Source organism: Natronomonas salina, from assembly GCF_013391105.1.
Taxonomy (GTDB): domain Archaea; phylum Halobacteriota; class Halobacteria; order Halobacteriales; family Haloarculaceae; genus Natronomonas; species Natronomonas salina.
Map to the genome: position 1 here is coordinate 1,468,894 of NZ_CP058335.1, position 14,248 is coordinate 1,483,141.

At 69.7% G+C, this 14,248-nt stretch carries 16 protein-coding genes; 7 read left to right on the forward strand and 9 right to left on the reverse strand.

Going from position 1 to position 14,248, the window contains the following annotated elements; translation table 11 throughout:
- Nucleotides 1-2: 2 nt before the first annotated feature.
- From HWV07_RS07865 to HWV07_RS07885, 5 genes are all read right to left on the reverse strand, one after another.
- Nucleotides 3-1,076 (reverse strand): pyridoxal-phosphate dependent enzyme, encoded by a 1,074-nt coding sequence (locus tag HWV07_RS07865; RefSeq protein WP_178333769.1) that lies wholly within the window; start codon nucleotides 1,074-1,076, stop codon nucleotides 3-5.
- 548 nt (nucleotides 1,077-1,624) lie between these two features.
- Complete coding sequence (locus HWV07_RS07870) at nucleotides 1,625-3,322, reverse strand: aldehyde ferredoxin oxidoreductase family protein (RefSeq protein ID WP_178333770.1); 1,698 nt, start codon at nucleotides 3,320-3,322, stop codon at nucleotides 1,625-1,627.
- 59 nt (nucleotides 3,323-3,381) lie between these two features.
- Nucleotides 3,382-5,232, reverse strand: coding sequence for a cation:proton antiporter domain-containing protein (locus HWV07_RS07875; protein WP_211694247.1), 1,851 nt, complete (start codon nucleotides 5,230-5,232; stop codon nucleotides 3,382-3,384).
- An 87-nt stretch (nucleotides 5,233-5,319) separates the two neighbouring features.
- Complete coding sequence (locus HWV07_RS07880) at nucleotides 5,320-6,228, reverse strand: MBL fold metallo-hydrolase (RefSeq protein ID WP_178333771.1); 909 nt, start codon at nucleotides 6,226-6,228, stop codon at nucleotides 5,320-5,322.
- 69 nt (nucleotides 6,229-6,297) lie between these two features.
- Nucleotides 6,298-7,158, reverse strand: coding sequence for a hypothetical protein (locus tag HWV07_RS07885; protein WP_178333772.1), 861 nt, complete (start codon nucleotides 7,156-7,158; stop codon nucleotides 6,298-6,300).
- Nucleotides 7,159-7,345: 187 nt separating this feature from the next.
- On the opposite strand from HWV07_RS07885, the gene serS reads away from it, so the two are divergent.
- On the forward strand, nucleotides 7,346-8,719 hold the full coding sequence (serS, locus tag HWV07_RS07890; RefSeq protein ID WP_178333773.1) for a serine--tRNA ligase: 1,374 nt from the start codon (nucleotides 7,346-7,348) through the stop codon (nucleotides 8,717-8,719).
- A 110-nt stretch (nucleotides 8,720-8,829) separates the two neighbouring features.
- Here serS and HWV07_RS07895 read toward each other — a convergent pair whose 3' ends face one another.
- Both HWV07_RS07895 and HWV07_RS07900 read right to left on the reverse strand, forming a co-directional pair.
- On the reverse strand, nucleotides 8,830-9,117 hold the full coding sequence (locus tag HWV07_RS07895) for a hypothetical protein (RefSeq protein WP_178333774.1): 288 nt from the start codon (nucleotides 9,115-9,117) through the stop codon (nucleotides 8,830-8,832).
- Between the two features lie 113 nt (nucleotides 9,118-9,230).
- The gene (locus HWV07_RS07900) at nucleotides 9,231-9,563 is read right to left on the reverse strand and encodes a nuclear transport factor 2 family protein (protein WP_178333775.1); all 333 of its coding nucleotides are present in this window, start codon (nucleotides 9,561-9,563) and stop codon (nucleotides 9,231-9,233) included.
- A gap of 134 nt (nucleotides 9,564-9,697) precedes the next feature.
- Between HWV07_RS07900 and HWV07_RS07905 the strand changes: the two genes are divergently transcribed.
- Both HWV07_RS07905 and HWV07_RS07910 read left to right on the forward strand, forming a co-directional pair.
- Nucleotides 9,698-10,192 (forward strand): DUF367 family protein, encoded by a 495-nt coding sequence (locus HWV07_RS07905; RefSeq protein WP_178333776.1) that lies wholly within the window; start codon nucleotides 9,698-9,700, stop codon nucleotides 10,190-10,192.
- 61 nt (nucleotides 10,193-10,253) lie between these two features.
- Nucleotides 10,254-10,475 (forward strand): hypothetical protein, encoded by a 222-nt coding sequence (locus HWV07_RS07910; RefSeq protein ID WP_178333777.1) that lies wholly within the window; start codon nucleotides 10,254-10,256, stop codon nucleotides 10,473-10,475.
- 34 nt (nucleotides 10,476-10,509) lie between these two features.
- Here HWV07_RS07910 and HWV07_RS07915 read toward each other — a convergent pair whose 3' ends face one another.
- Complete coding sequence (locus HWV07_RS07915) at nucleotides 10,510-11,547, reverse strand: hypothetical protein (RefSeq protein WP_178333778.1); 1,038 nt, start codon at nucleotides 11,545-11,547, stop codon at nucleotides 10,510-10,512.
- Between the two features lie 91 nt (nucleotides 11,548-11,638).
- Here HWV07_RS07915 and HWV07_RS07920 point away from each other — a divergent pair, with 91 nt between their 5' ends.
- Nucleotides 11,639-11,788 (forward strand): 50S ribosomal protein L40e, encoded by a 150-nt coding sequence (locus tag HWV07_RS07920; protein ID WP_178333779.1) that lies wholly within the window; start codon nucleotides 11,639-11,641, stop codon nucleotides 11,786-11,788.
- A gap of 114 nt (nucleotides 11,789-11,902) precedes the next feature.
- Here the strand turns inward: HWV07_RS07920 and HWV07_RS07925 are convergent, their stop codons facing one another.
- Nucleotides 11,903-12,517, reverse strand: a complete 615-nt coding sequence (locus HWV07_RS07925) for an MBL fold metallo-hydrolase (protein WP_178333780.1) — start codon at nucleotides 12,515-12,517, stop codon at nucleotides 11,903-11,905.
- Between the two features lie 292 nt (nucleotides 12,518-12,809).
- Here HWV07_RS07925 and HWV07_RS07930 point away from each other — a divergent pair, with 292 nt between their 5' ends.
- The 3 genes from HWV07_RS07930 (at nucleotide 12,810) to HWV07_RS07940 (ending at nucleotide 14,217) form a co-directional block, all read left to right on the forward strand.
- A complete protein-coding gene (locus tag HWV07_RS07930) occupies nucleotides 12,810-12,983 on the forward strand; it encodes a DUF5786 family protein (RefSeq protein WP_178333781.1) in 174 nt (57 codons plus the stop codon).
- Between the two features lies 1 nt (nucleotide 12,984).
- Entirely contained in the window at nucleotides 12,985-13,569 is a 585-nt protein-coding gene (locus HWV07_RS07935) for an endonuclease dU (protein ID WP_178333782.1), read from the forward strand.
- 66 nt (nucleotides 13,570-13,635) lie between these two features.
- Nucleotides 13,636-14,217: a uracil-DNA glycosylase gene (locus HWV07_RS07940; protein WP_178333783.1), complete on the forward strand. Its 582-nt coding sequence runs from the start codon at nucleotides 13,636-13,638 to the stop codon at nucleotides 14,215-14,217.
- The last annotated feature ends 31 nt before the right edge of the window (nucleotides 14,218-14,248 follow it).

The following is a 14,248-nucleotide window of genomic DNA, read 5'->3' on the forward strand; positions in this document are numbered from 1 at the left end:
AGCTATCCCTTCAGTCCGCTCCCCGACAGCGGGACGACCACGTCGTCGTCGGAGTCGAGAACACCCCGTTCGCGGTACTCCCGGAGTGCAGCGGGCGCGACCGCGCTCGTGGGTTCGACGTAGAAGCCGGCGTCGTGCAACCGATCGAGTTCGGTCGCGACGGCGGATTCGGAGAGGGCGACCACGTCGCCGTCCGTCTCCTCGACCGCCTCTAGAATCGCGTCCCGTTGCACCGGCTCACGGATCTGGATGCCGTCGGCGACGTCGTTGTCCTCGCCCGTGTCGTCGCCGTGCAGTTCGTGCGCTATCGGGGCGTACCCCGACGCCTGGGCGCCGAGCAATCGCGGCAGGTCGTCGATCCAGCCGGCCTCACGGAGCGCGCTGAACCCCCGGTACGCGCCGAGGAACATCGTCCCGTGGCCCAGCGGCATCACGACGGCGTCCGGGACCGACCACTCGGACTGGTGGGCGATCTCGTAGGCCATCGTCGCGGTGCCCGCGAAGAACGCGGGGTTCCAGGCGTGGCTGGCGTACCAGCCGTCGCCGCGCTCGACCGCCTCGACGCAGGCGTCGGTGACGTCCTCGCGGCTCCCCTCGACGCGGACGACGCCGGCGCCGCTGCGGCGGATCGCCTTCAGCTTCGACTCCTTGACGTCCGCCGGGACGTAGATCTCGGCGGGGAGCCCGGCACGGGCGGCGTAGGTCGCGATGGCCGCGCCGGCGTTGCCGGAGGAGTCCTCGACGACCGTCTCGGCGCCCACCTCGACGGCCCGCGAGAGGGTCGCGGTCGCGCCGCGGTCCTTGAACGAGCCCGTCGGGAAGACGTACTCCAGCTTGAACCGGGCGTCCCACTCGGGGGCGTCGACCAGCGGCGTGTACCCCTCCCCGAGGGTCACGTGCCGGTCGACGGGCAGGAACTCGTCGAACGCCCACAGTCCGTCCCGTGTATCGACGTCGGCGTCCGCCGGGTCTGCGGCGTCCGGGAGCGGTCGCTCGGCGAACCGCAACGGCGAACCGCACTCGCAGCGCCACCGGTCGTCGTACTCCCGACCGCACTCGGAGCAGCGGAGGTTCATACCGACAGATGTGCCGAGGGAACCCTGTCGGTTTCGGTGAGTGGCGAGCAGGCGGAACGGGAGCGTCGTGGGCGACAGAGCAGCCCGCGACGGCAAAGTGAACCGGCGGTCGTGTTCCGCGCTACGGCCTCGTCCGACCGCCGGCTGTGGTCAGATCACGGGCCGTCTGGGCGCGTCTTCAGTTATAAATCGTCGGTCGAGCAGAGCATCCGCGAGCGACCGGATGGCCCGCGAGGGAAGCGAGCGGAAGCGTTGGAAGCCGAGCGGTGCGCGGTTCGGAGCGACCGAAGGGAGCGAGAACCGCGGCACGCGAACGGCGAACGAAGTGAGCCGTGAGCGGAGGGAGTCCACCTGAGGGAGAGTACGGTTCTCGCTGGCGAGGCCGGAGGCCGAGCCAGCGTAGCGCCCGACGACTAACGCCGCGCGACCCCAGGGAGCGCGGCGGCTGAAGGAGGGCGCGCATATTTTCCCCACGTTTTTGCCCGACTGAGCGAGCGCCGCAGGCGCTCGCGAAGGAGGTGCAAAAAGTGGGCTAGAAGTGGGAGTTGTCAGTCGTCCGCTGGCGCCGCACCGCCGCCGTCACCGACGTTGGCGTCCGGGACGGTGCCGTCGTCGTTCCAGCCGCGGAGGTCGTAGTAGTTCGAGAGCTCGTCGTCGAGGCCCTCCAGCTCGTAGGGGAGGGCGTCGTCGTCGGCGCGGTCGAAGCCGCGCTTGGAGTTGAAGTGCCGCTCGAGTTCGATGATCCGGCCGCCGACCTCCTGGAGCGTCTCCCAGTCGGTGTCGAACAGCGCCGCGTAGCGGTCGTGGTCCATACTGGAGAAGGCGAACTTACAGAGGACGCCGGAGTCGTGGACGGCGTTCTTGTTCTCCATCTCGATGAGCCGGTCGGACTTGCCTGCGACGCCGTCGGAGTCCAGCGCCTGGTCGGGGGCGACCAGCGGGTACTCGAGCTGGTACATCTCGGCGTACATGTGGTCGGCGCCGCGGTTCGAGGTGGCGAAGGAGAGGCCCTGGCCGTTGAGCGTTCGGCCGTCGTGGGCGGCGAACTCCATGCCCTTCATCGTCCAGTTCTCGACGCCGAGCTCGTCGTGGAAGCGGTCGATGCCCTCCGCGAGCGTGTCGCCGACGCCCTCGCGGTAGGCGATCTGCTCGATGGTCTCGTGGATGAGGTCGACGTTGCCGAACTCGTCTTCGCTTGCGAGGTACGCGGAGACGACGTCGCCGCAGGAGATGGTGTCCAGCCCGAGCTGGTCGCAGAGCTCGTTGGACTTCATGATGGCGACGAAGTCGTCGACGAGGGCGTTCGACCCGAAGCTCATCATCGTCTCGTACTCCGGCCCCTCGGTCTCGAGGCCGGACTCCTCGTCGCGGGTGGGGAGCTTGCAGGCGAACGCGCAGGACGAGCAGGTGCCCTTCTTGTACTTGTGCTCGATGACCGCGCCCGAGCCGATCTTGTCGATGTCGTCGAAGCGGAGCTCCTCGAAGTACTTCGTCGGGAGCGCGCCGACGGAGTTGGCGTAGTCGGAGACGGAGACGGTGCCGGCGTCCTTCATCGGGCTGCCGGACTCGGAGGCCTCCTTGTGGATCTCCATGACCAGTTCCTGGTCGATGCCCTCGATCTCGGGGCGGGAGTCGCCCTCGAAGGTGAGGAACTTGACGTTCTTCGCGCCGAGGACGGCCCCGAGGCCGCCGCGGCCGAACGCCCGCGACCCGGAGGTCATGATGGAGGCGAAGCGGACCTCGTTCTCCCCGGCGGGGCCGGTGACGGCGGTGTGCTCGCTGTCGAGGCCGTGCTCGGACTCGATGTAGTCGTTGGTCTCGCCGACGGTCGCCTCCTCGAGTTCGGGGACGGCCTCGAACTCGACGCCCTCGTCGGTGACGTGGACGCCGACCAGTTCGTCGCTGGCGCCCGTGATCTCGACGGCGGCGTAGCCGGTGTCGATGAACGGCCGGGACATGAAGCCGCCGGCGTTCGACGACAGCAGGCCGTCGGTCAGCGGCGAGAGGCCGGTACAGGACATCCGGCCGGTGTAGCTCATGATGGAGGTCTGCAGCGGGCCGGTCGCGAAGACCAGACTGTTCTCGGGACCGAGCGGGTCGGCGTCGAACGGGATGCGGTCGTGCGCGAGCTTCGTCCCCACGCCGCGGCCGCCGACGAACGTCTCCAGGACGTCGTCGATGGCCTCCTCGGCCGTCTCCTGTGCGCCGACGTCGATGGACAGCAGCGGGCCCTCCGTGTGTATCATTGACGGTCGAATAGGCGTGGTCGTCGCCCTTAAATCGTCTGCAACGGATGAGGGGTCGGTTAATCCCCGCGGACGAGCGCCATCGCCTCGCGGACGTCGTCCTGGTCGCCGACGAGCGTGACGTGGTCGCCCGTCTGGAGGACCTCCGTCGCCTCCGGGACGAACGTCTCGTCGTCGCGGGTGAGCAGGACGATGAGACAGCGACCGGGGAGCTCCGGGCCCACCTCGTTGAGCGGCCGCCCGACGAACGCCTCGTTGCCGAGCGTGACCTCCTGGACGTCGCCCTCCTCGCCGATGGTGCTGGACCAGCGGGCCATCGCCGGCCGCTCGATGGAGTCGTCGATGGCCTGGGCGGTCGCCAGCGTCGAGGAGATGGTGTCGACGCCGAGCTCCTCGAAGGCCTCGACGTTCTCGGGCTGGTTGACCCGGCAGATGATCCGCTCGACGTCGAACTTCGTCGACGCCAGCTGGCCGACCAGCAGGTTCGCGTCGTCGTCGCCGGTCGCCGCGACGACGGTCCGGGCGTTCTCGATGCCGGCCTCCCGGAGGGTGTCGATGGTGGTCCCGTCGCCGATGCGGACGGTGAACCCCTGCTGGCGGGCCTTCTCGACCGCTGCTTCGTCGCGCTCGATGATGACGACGTTCTCTCCCCTTTCTTCGAGGCGGGCGGCGACCTCGCGGCCGACGCGCCCGCTGCCGATGATTATCACGCGCATTGGTATCACGTCCAGGTACTCCGCGACGTAGCGGGCGAGTCCGCCCTGCAGGACGACAGTCGAGAAGATGACGAGGAAGACGGTGCCGACGAGCAGCGTCGCGTCCTCGCCGCGGCCCGCCGCCTGGAGCTCCACGGCGAACAGCGTGGCGACCGACGCGGGGATGATGCCGCGCGGGCCGACGAAGCCGACGAACAGCCGCTCGGCGGTCGTGAAGCCGCTCTCCATCGTCGAGACGTAGACGAGCAGCGGTCGGACGACGAAGGCGACGGTGATGACGACGAGCAGTCCGCGGACGCCGAGCGAGATGAGGTCCTCGAACTCCAGCAGCGCCGCGAGCGCGATGAACACGAACGAGAGCACCACCAGCGTGATGTCGCCCTTGAAGTCCGCGATCTGCTCCTCGTACGGGATGTCGAGGTTGCCGAGGATGATGCCGGCGGTCGCGACGGCGGCGACGCCGGCCTCGCTGGCGATGGTGTCGGCGGCGCCGTAGGCGACGAGCGCCCCCGCCAGCGTCACGAGGCGGGCGTTCCGCGGCGCGTCGCCCGGCGAGAGGTCGATGTACCGGAGGACGAACCAGACGCCGCCGGCGACGATGACGCCGATCCCGATACCGGCCCCGACACGCTCGATGAACAGCGAGAAGAACGCGCCGACGGTCGGGTCGTCCAGCTGGATGACCTTGAACACCACGATGGCGAGGATGGCGGCGGTCACGTCGTTGACGATGCCCTCGGTCTCCAGGGCCGCCTGCACGCGGTCGCGGACCGGGACGACCCGCAGGATGGGCGCGATGACGGTCGGCCCGGTCGCGATCAGCAACGACCCGACGAGGAAGGACATCCCCCAGGTCGCGCCCAGTTCGAAGCGGACGGCCAGCGCCGTCCCGACCAGCGAGATGAGCGCGCCGATGGTGACGAGCCGGACGCTCGCGCTCGTCGCCTGCTCGAGGTCCTCCTGCCGGAGGTGGAAGGCGCCCTCGAAGACGATGATGGCGACAGAGAGGCCGACGATGGCCGGCAGCGAGGCGAAGGAGTCCTCGGTGATGATGCTCAACCCCTCCGGACCCAGGACGACCCCGGCGATCAGCAGGAAGACGATGCTCGGCACCTCGAAGCGGTCGGCGAGCAACTGCGCGGCGACGCCGATAGCGAGGATCGCCGCGGTCAGTGGGATCAGTTGGCTCGACACGCTGGCGACTTCACCGGACGGTGGTTCGAACAGCGGCCGAATAAATCCCCCTCACAGCGGTCGCCGGCGCCGTCGCGTCGCGGGCGGCTACTCGTCGGCCTCGCGTTCGTCGAGGTAGTGCAGGACGCCCCTGACGTTCATCGCCACCTCGCCGTCGGCCTTCTCGTCGCCCCAGACCTCGTCGATGTCGTCCGACTCGACGAAGTGCTCGATGACGGCTTCGTCGTCGTCCAGTTCCGCCCGCTTCTCGGCGACGGCCTCGACCCACCGGGTGATCACGTCGACGTACTCGCCGATGCGGCCGTCGGCCGGCACGTCGCCGAAGTGCGGGTAGCACAGCGTCTCCGGGTCGAGCCGGGCGATCATCCGGGCGTCGTCGACGACCTCCTCGAGGGTGAACCCCGGCGGCGGCGACGTCTCCCGGATGGCGTCGAGCGCGGGGACGTAGATGCCGGCGGCGTCGGCGACGAAGACCGCCTCCGAGGCCCGCTCGTGGAAGAGGACCTGGTGGAAGGCGTGGCCGGGCGCGTGGTAGACGTCGAGTTCGCGGTCGCCGAGGTCGACCGTCGCGCCGTCGTGGAACGGCTCGATGTCGGTCGCCGGGACCGGCTTCGGCTTCTCGTAGTGCTCGATCTGGTCGCCGACGGCCCGCTTCGTCCCCTCCCAGATGCCGTCGGGGTCGACGAGGAACTTCGAGCCGCTCTCGTGGACGTGGACCTCGGCGCCGGTCTCGGCCGCGATGAACCCCGCGCCGCCGGCGTGGTCGAGGTGGACGTGCGTCAGGGCGATCACCTCGAGGTCGTCGGGGGCGATGCCGACCTCGCGGAGGGCCTCGAGGATCAGCTCGTAGTTCGTGCCGATGCCGGCGTCGACGATGGCCGGGCGCTCGGCGTCGAGGATGTAGACGGCGCCGTACTCCGGCGTGTCGAACATGCCGGTGTCGACGTAGTAGCAGTCCGGTACCCCCGCGACCGCGGAGACGTCGCCGATTCCCATGGTGGTGGCAGGAGCCGAATCGAGGTAAACTACGGGGTCGTGGCCCGCGCCGCCGGACGCGCCCGGCGCTCAGAAGGTGTTCTTGAGGGCGGTCCAGAGCTGGTTCTGGCGCTTCTGCAGGACCGTGACCGGGGAGGCGACGCTGTAGCTGCCGTCCTCGCGCTCCTCGGCGATGCCCTCGGCCTCGAAGTCCTCGAGCGTCGAGCGGACCGTCTCCTCGGTGAACACCGTCCGGCCGGCGACGGTCTCGGGGGTCGCGCCGCCGGGGCCCCGGACGGCGAGGTACACCGAGACGCGCTGGGGCGACTCCAGGACCTCGGTGAGCAGTTCGCCGACGATGCCGTCGCCGGCGTCGCGCTCGGAGACCGCCGTCCGCACCATCTCGTCCTCGGTGAGCGGTTCGGCCGCCTCGAGGCCCTCCTCGAGCGCCTCGACGGCCGTCTTGCGGTTCTTCCCCGCCCGTTCGCGCTCAAGGAGGCGCTCGAAGGTCTCCGGTTCGCGGATGTCGGCTGCGAGGGCCTCGAGTTCGGCGACGGTCACGTCGGCCGGGTCGACGTCGACGAGGTCGTCCTCGGTGATCTCGTCGTCGGTCGTGAAGCCGACCTCGCCGTAGCCCTCGACGCGGAGGTCGACGCCGAGTTCGTGGACGCCCAGTCGGAGCCGCTCGGTGTCGCAGATCAGCTGTACCCTCTCCGCGAGGTCGAGCCCCAGCGGGTCCTCGGGGGTGATCTCGTCGGCGGTGTAGCGCTCCGACTCCGACAGCTCCACGGTGACGTCCTCGGGCGGGACCGCCTCGCCGTCGAGCCGGACGGACGTGATCCCCTGGAACTCGGCCTCGACGAGGCGGTTCTTCAGCTCGAACTCGACGCCTCGCTCGGTGTTCTCGAGGCTCTCCCAGGTGAAGAGCCGCTCGAGGTACTGTTCGATCATGGTGGTGTGCTACGGTCCACCGCACTTCGTTCTGTCGCCAACTGGACGAACATTACTCGGGGTTTATCCCGGGCTGGTTGCGGCTTCCCTGCAGCGCCATGAGAGCGGCTATCCGGTCGCCCGACGGGCCTGAAGGCCTCACACGCGACCGACACGACTTTGCCCGGGAGGGGCGAACCGCCGGCAAATGCTATCGAGGCAGTTCGTCAGGGAGAACCCCGACGAGGTCCGTCGCGCCCTCGACACGAAGGGCGTCGACGTGGACCTCGACCGGATCCTCGAGATCGACGAGGAGTGGCGCGACCTCAAGGCCGAGGGCGACGGCCTCCGACACGAGCGCAACGAGGTCTCCAGCGAGATCGGCGAGCTCAAGCGCGAGGGGGAGGAGGAGGCGGCCCAGGAGGCCATCGAGCGCTCCCAGGAACTGAAGGAGGAACTCGAGGCCGTCGAGAAGCGCGCCGACGAACTGGAGGCGGAACTGGAGGAGAAGCTCCTCGAACTGCCGAACGTCCCCCACCCGGACGCCCCGGTCGGCGACGACGAGTCCGACAACGTCGAGGTCGACCGCTGGGGGTTCGACGGCCGCCGCGAACTCCCCGACGAGGTCGTCCCGCACTACGACCTCGGCGAGCAACTGGAGATCCTGGACTTCGAGCGCGGCGCGAAGGTCTCCGGCGGCGGCTTCTACTTCGCGAAGGGCGAGGGCGCCCGCCTCGAGCACGCCCTCGTGCAGTACATGCTCGAACTCCACCGCGAGGAGCACGACTACGTCGACGTCTTCCCGCCGCTGCCGGTCAACTCGGCGTCGATGCGCGGCACCGGCCAGTTCCCGAAGTTCGTCGACGACGCCTACCGCATCGGCGGCGCCAACGACGAGGACTACGACGACGACGACCTGTGGCTGCTCCCCACGGCGGAGGTGCCGGTCACCAACATGTACCGCGACGAGATCCTGCTGGACGAGGACCTCCCGCTGAAGCACCAGGCCTACTCGCCGAACTTCCGCCGGGAGGCCGGCGAGCACGGCACGGAGACCCGCGGCATCGTCCGCGTCCACCAGTTCAACAAGGTCGAGATGGTGAACTTCGTCCGGCCGGAGGAGAGCTACGACCGCCTGGAGGGACTGCTCGGCGAGGCCACCGAGGTCCTCGAACGGCTCGGTCTCCCTTACCGCGTCCTCGAGATGTGCACCGGCGACATGGGCTTCACGCAGGCGAAGAAGTACGACGTCGAGGTGTGGGCGCCGGGCGACGACATGGACGAGGGCCCCGAGGAGGGCGGCCGCTGGCTCGAGGTCTCGTCGGTGTCGAACTTCGAGGACTTCCAGGCCCGGCGGGCCGGTATCCAGTACCGGCCGGAACAGCACGAGTCCGCGGAGTACGTCCACACGCTGAACGGCTCGGGGCTGGCCGTCCCGCGGGTCGTCGTCGCCGTCCTCGAGTACTACCAGAACGACGACGGTACCGTCGTCGTTCCCGAGCCGCTCCAGCCCTACATGGGCGGGACGGAGGTCATCGAGGGGCAGGATTCGGTCGGGGAGTCGGCGCTCGGGGAGCAGTAGCCGAGGGTCGGAGGGAGCGCGAGACTCCGAGCGCAGCGAGGAGTCTCGGAACGGCGAACGGCGAGCGAAGCGAGCCGTGAGCGAACGGAACGAACAGAATACCGCGTTCTTCAGTCGGCGGGGTGACCGTCCCGGGAGCCGCCGGCCGCGCCTTCCTCGTCCTGTGGGAGCGGCGTCAGGCAGGACTGGCAGTACGTGAAGCCGGCCTGCCCGTCCTCGCCGCAGACCCGACACCGACCGACGGGCGTGGGTGTCACGGCGGTCGGTTCGGCGTCGGACGACGGTACGTCGGCCGTCTGTTCGCTCTCGAGGGGCCACGTCGACCGGTGGACGCCGAGGAGCGGCGGGCCGAGCAGTATCGCGGCGACGATCAGCCAGGCGATCAGGATCGCCTCCATACGCGAGGTATCTCCGTCGGAGTACCTCGGCGTTCCTGTTGCGGTAATACCTGTCTGACACCCGTTATCGAAGTGAGACGCCGGGGCGCTCCGGGTGGACGAACGACGGGCGTTCAGTGCGTGTACGTCGTCAGCGAGCGTATCCGGCCGCCGCCGACGGCGAAGACGTCGACGAAGCGGAACCACTCGCTGCCGTCGGCGCGGAGGAGCCGGCCCTCGACCGCGACCCGGCCGCCGTCGTCGGTCTCGAAGACGGCGTCGAGTTCGTGCTCGGTGTCGGTCTCGGGGCGACCGCCCCGCATGAATGAGACGAACTCCTCGCGGCCCTCGATGGTCCGGTCGGGGCGCCGGTGGACGAACCCGCCGCCCAGCGCGTCGGTCAGCGCCCCGTAGTCGCCGTCGTCTATCGCGCGGTAGTACTCCCGGACGAGGTCGGCGGCCTCCATGCTCTCACCGACGGCCGCCTGCCTGAAATACGCTGTCGCCGTCCGAGGTCCACTCCGGGAGTTGTCGGCGGCGATCTGTCCCACCCCCGTCCGCCACCCGAGCGCCTTTTAGCTGAGGGTGCCCTGCTCCGACCGTGGAGCTGCACGTCCGGTACGAGGGCGACGACGACCCGGAGAAGTGCTCGGCGCGGAAGCTCGAACGCTTCGACCTCGCGGCGCTGCACCGCTCGGCGCGGGCGACGCCGCACGGCATCGTCCTCGACCCCTACGCCGACCAGGCGCTGTCGCCGGCCGACCGGGAGCTGTCGGACCGGCTCGTGGCGCTGGACTGCTCGTGGGAGACCGCCGAGGCGGAGGCGTTCAAGCTCGACGGCCCCCACCGGGCGCTCCCGTTCCTCGTCGCCGGCAACCCCGTCAACTACGGGACGGCGTTCCAGCTGAACACCGTCGAGGCGTTCGCGGGCGCGCTGTGCATCCTGGGACACCGCGAGCGGGCCGAGGAGATACTCGGGAAGTTCCGGTGGGGCCACACCTTCCTGGAGCTGAACGAGGAGCCCCTGCGCCGCTACGCCGAGTGTTCGGACTCCGAGGAGGTCGTCGCGGTCCAGGAGGAGTACCTCGGCGACTGACCGGACTCAGCGGCCGATATCGTGACCGAAATCTTATGAGACGGCGCCGTACCGGACCCGCGTGTACGAACTGAGCCTCGCCGGCGTCGTCTTCGGAGTGGGGCTCGTACTGTGGTTCCGGCCGGTGCTGGGGCTGCTGGTGTTCCACCGGTACGGCGGCCCGCCGCAGTCGGGGAGCGAGCGCCGCGTCCGCGAGCGCATCGTCCTGCTCGTCGCCGTCGGCTGCATCGTCGGCGCTGCGGCCGCCGCGACGCTCCTCTCCATCTGGAACCCCTGGGCGTAGCGCGCCGGCCGTTGTGGTCGCCGTCCCCGACTCCTCACCAGCGGAAGCCCTCAGGCCCGGAGGGCGGCTCCAGGGGGCTCCCGGGGAGGTCGTCGGGGAGCTCCGCCGCGTTGTAGCCGCCCGGGGCGACGTCGTTCGGCGAATCCGGGTAGAACAGCGACGCCAGCAACTGGATGTGGCCGCGGCCGACGCCGAGTTCGAACTGCCCGCCGCCGTAACACCGGATGTCCCGCTCCTCGCAGTACTCGAGGGTCTCCAGCAGCGACTCGAGCGTGCCGAACCGAGAGGGCTTGACGTTGAGCCACCGCGGCTCGAACGGGAGGTCCTCGACGCTCGCCACGCCGGTGATCGGGGCGTCCCAGGAGACCCGTTCGCGGACCTCGTCGATCACCGGCCGCGTCTCGTCGGTGATGCGCGGGTCCTCGACGACGGCGTCGGGGAACGCCTCGACGACCCGGCGGTACAGCCCCGGGATCGGGTCGTTGTCGACGCTGGTGCCCTCGTAGTGGCCCTTCAGGTCGACGATGCGGACGCCCCCGCGCTCGGCGATTTCGGTGACGAGGTCGTCGTCCCAGTCCGCGGTGGGGTCGAGCTTGAACTCGGCGTCGGGGTCAACCGACCGGATCTCGTCGAGGCGGTCGGCGGACTCCAGCCGCGTACTCACGACGAACGACACGGGGTCGTACTCGCGGTCCAGGACGCTCCCCAGGTCGGCGTCGTTCTGCCGCAGCGCCAGGTCCAGGGCAGCCGACTCGAAGCCCCACCGGCGGTAGTGACGGTCGGCGGCCCGCTCCGGCGGTTCGGGGAACAGTTCGAGGTCGTCCAGGCGCTCGGAGAACGAGTCCAGGGTGTACTCGCCGGTCAACTCGAGTCCGCCGTCGGCGAAGGCGTCCACGAACCGGTGGTGGTCCTCCGCCTCGTAGCCGACGTCCTCGCCGCGGCCAGTCTCGCCGCCGCCGGAGAGGGCGATCTCGGTCGACACGCGCGTGAAGTCGCTGGAGACGTCCAGCGACGCGGCCTCCAGGGCGTAGCCGTCGACGGCGAGCGGCAGGTCGGCGAGGCGGTCGTACATCGTCCGCACTTCGTCGGCCGGCGGGAAAAAGCCGCCCGCCGGGGACCGACGAACGGTTAGGTTTATCCGGCGCGACCGTCAGACCTCTCGTATGGCTAGCTTCGAAGAGGCCGAGGCGCGCATCCTCGACAAGATGATCTGCATGCGCTGTAACGCTCGCAACCCCAAGCGCGCCGACAGCTGCCGGAAGTGCGGCTACAAGAAACTCCGCCCGAAGGCGAAGGAACGCCGCGCGGCCTGAACTCGGCCACCCTTCTCCGCGAACGGCTTCGCGTCCGCCAGCTACGGCTCTGGCTCTCTTCTAATCCAACGCTCGACGGCTCTAGGGCGTCCCTCGCCGTACCGTCGCTCCGGCCTACTCGTCGTCGGGGTACTTCGGCTCGCGTTGCTCCGCGCGCTCCAGCGCCGTCTCCACGACGTCACGGACGTCGCCGTGGAACTCCTCGCCGTGGCCCGCGTACATGTTCTCGACGTCCTCCGGCATCGCCTCCAGCAGCGTCTCGATGCTCTCGATGAGCCGCTCGCGAGACTGGCCGGGCATGTCGGTCCGGCCGAAGCTCCCGTAGTCGAAGGCGCTGTCGTCGTGGACGACCACGTCGCCGCTGAACAGCGTGGTCGGGGAGACGAAGGCGACGTGGTCGTCGGCGTGGCCGGGCGTGTAGACGACGTCGAAGGGCTCGTCGCCGACGAACACCTGGTCGCCGTCCTCGAGTTCGGTGTGGCGGCGGGGGTGCTCGCCGTAGGCGTACAGCGGCGCGTCGAAGGCGTCGAGGACCGCGTCGAGTTCGGAGACGTGGTCGCCGTGCTGGTGGGTCAGGAGCACCGCGTCGAGGTGGTCGGTGTACCCCTCGATCTCGTCGACGACGCCCTCCATCGCGCCGGCGTCGACCAGCACCGTCCGCTCCCCCTCGACGAGGTAGGCGTTGCAGGTGAACCCCTCGGCGTCCGCGGTCACGTTGTGGACGTCCATATCGGTCCCTCGAACGCGGGCGTATTCACGCTGGCGACTCCGCGGGCCCGACCGTCGACGGGCCCGCCGTCACTCCGGCGACGACGCAGTCCGCGTGGGAGACGTGCTCCGGGGCGGATCACTCCGGACCCACTCCGCCTGACATACGAGGACCCGAGGGGAAAGTCGGGAATAACAGTACTGCACAGTTCGGCCGTCGATTCCGGACCCGGGGGCGGGTTCCCCGTCCCGACCCGAGTCGCCGAACCCGGCGTGGAATTTACAATCGTGTGGCCATTACCCACGGCTGGCCATGGGGTTCGGCAGCTACGACGAATCCGAACAGGAGAACCAGCAGATCGACACCGATCTCGAAGACGGCGGGCAGTCGACGTTGCCGACGCACGACGGCGACGTCGAGTTCGAGTACGACGAAGCGACCAGCGAGGACCTGCTGGAGACCTACCAGGAGATCCGCGAGGGGTGACGTGAAACCCGGCCGCCGCGCGCTGGGCGTCGCCGAGTCCTACCGCGGGACCGACGACGGCCCCGCGACGAGCACGCTCGCAGGCGCGGTGGTCAGCTCCGACCGCGCCGTCGACGACTTCGTCTTCTCTTCGTGCACGGTCGGCGGCAGCGACGCGACCGACGCCATCGTCGACGCCTGGGACCGGCTCGACCGTCCGGACGTCCGCTACCTCCTCGTTGCCGGCGTCGCGCCGGCGTGGTACAACTTCCTCGACCTCGGGGCGCTCCACGAGGCGACCGACCGGCCCGTCCTCGCGGTCTCGTTCGAGGCCAGCGAGGGCCTGACCGACGCCATCGAGGCGGCCTTCGAGGGCCGCGAGCGCGAGCGGCGGCTCGACGCCTACGAGGCGCTCCCGGAACGCCGACGGGTCGCGGTCGAGGGCGCGGACCTGTTCGTCCGGACCGTCGGCATCGACGACGCCGAGGTCCGCCGGGTCCTCGAGGCGTACACCCACGAGCGCCGCCCGGAGCCGCTCCGGGTCGCACAGCGGGCCGCCGGCCGGGTCGACGAGTTCCGACGCTCGCCGGGCTTCCACTCGGAGTGAACGAGGGATCGATCAGCGCCGGCCCGGACCCCGCGTGGTTAACAATCCGGCGGCCGAACGGCGCGTATGGAGGACGAGCTCGCGGTCATCGAGTGCCAGCGGTGTCCCGAACTCTGCGAGAGCCGGAGCCGCATCGTCAACGGCGCGGGCCCGAACGACGCCGACCTGCTGTTCGTCGGCGAGGGGCCGGGCGAGCAGGAGGATTCCCAGGGCGAGCCGTTCGTCGGCCGCTCCGGCAGCGTTCTCGACGACGCCCTCCGGAACCACGGCGTCGACCGCAGGGACGTCCGCATCACGAACTGCGTCCGGTGTCGGCCGCCCGAGAACCGCGACCCGCACAAGCAGGAACTGGAGAACTGCCGAGAGTACCTCGAACGGGAGATCGCCGCCGTCGACCCCGAGGTGATCGTCACGCTCGGGAAGGTCCCCAGCGAGCACCTGCTGGGCAGGGACGTCGCGGTCACGAAGGAGGCCGGCGAGCTCCACGAGGCCAAAATCGGGGAGGGGTCGTGGCCGCTGCTCGTCTGCGTCCACCCGGCGGCGACGCTGTACGACTCCAGCCAGCAGGAGACCCTCGACGCCGCCCTCGGAGAAGCCGTCTCGCTGGTCGACGAGGAGGGCGGGCAGTCCCGGCTCGGCGAGTACTGAACCGCAAGACTGTAACGGAATCGGTCCCCTT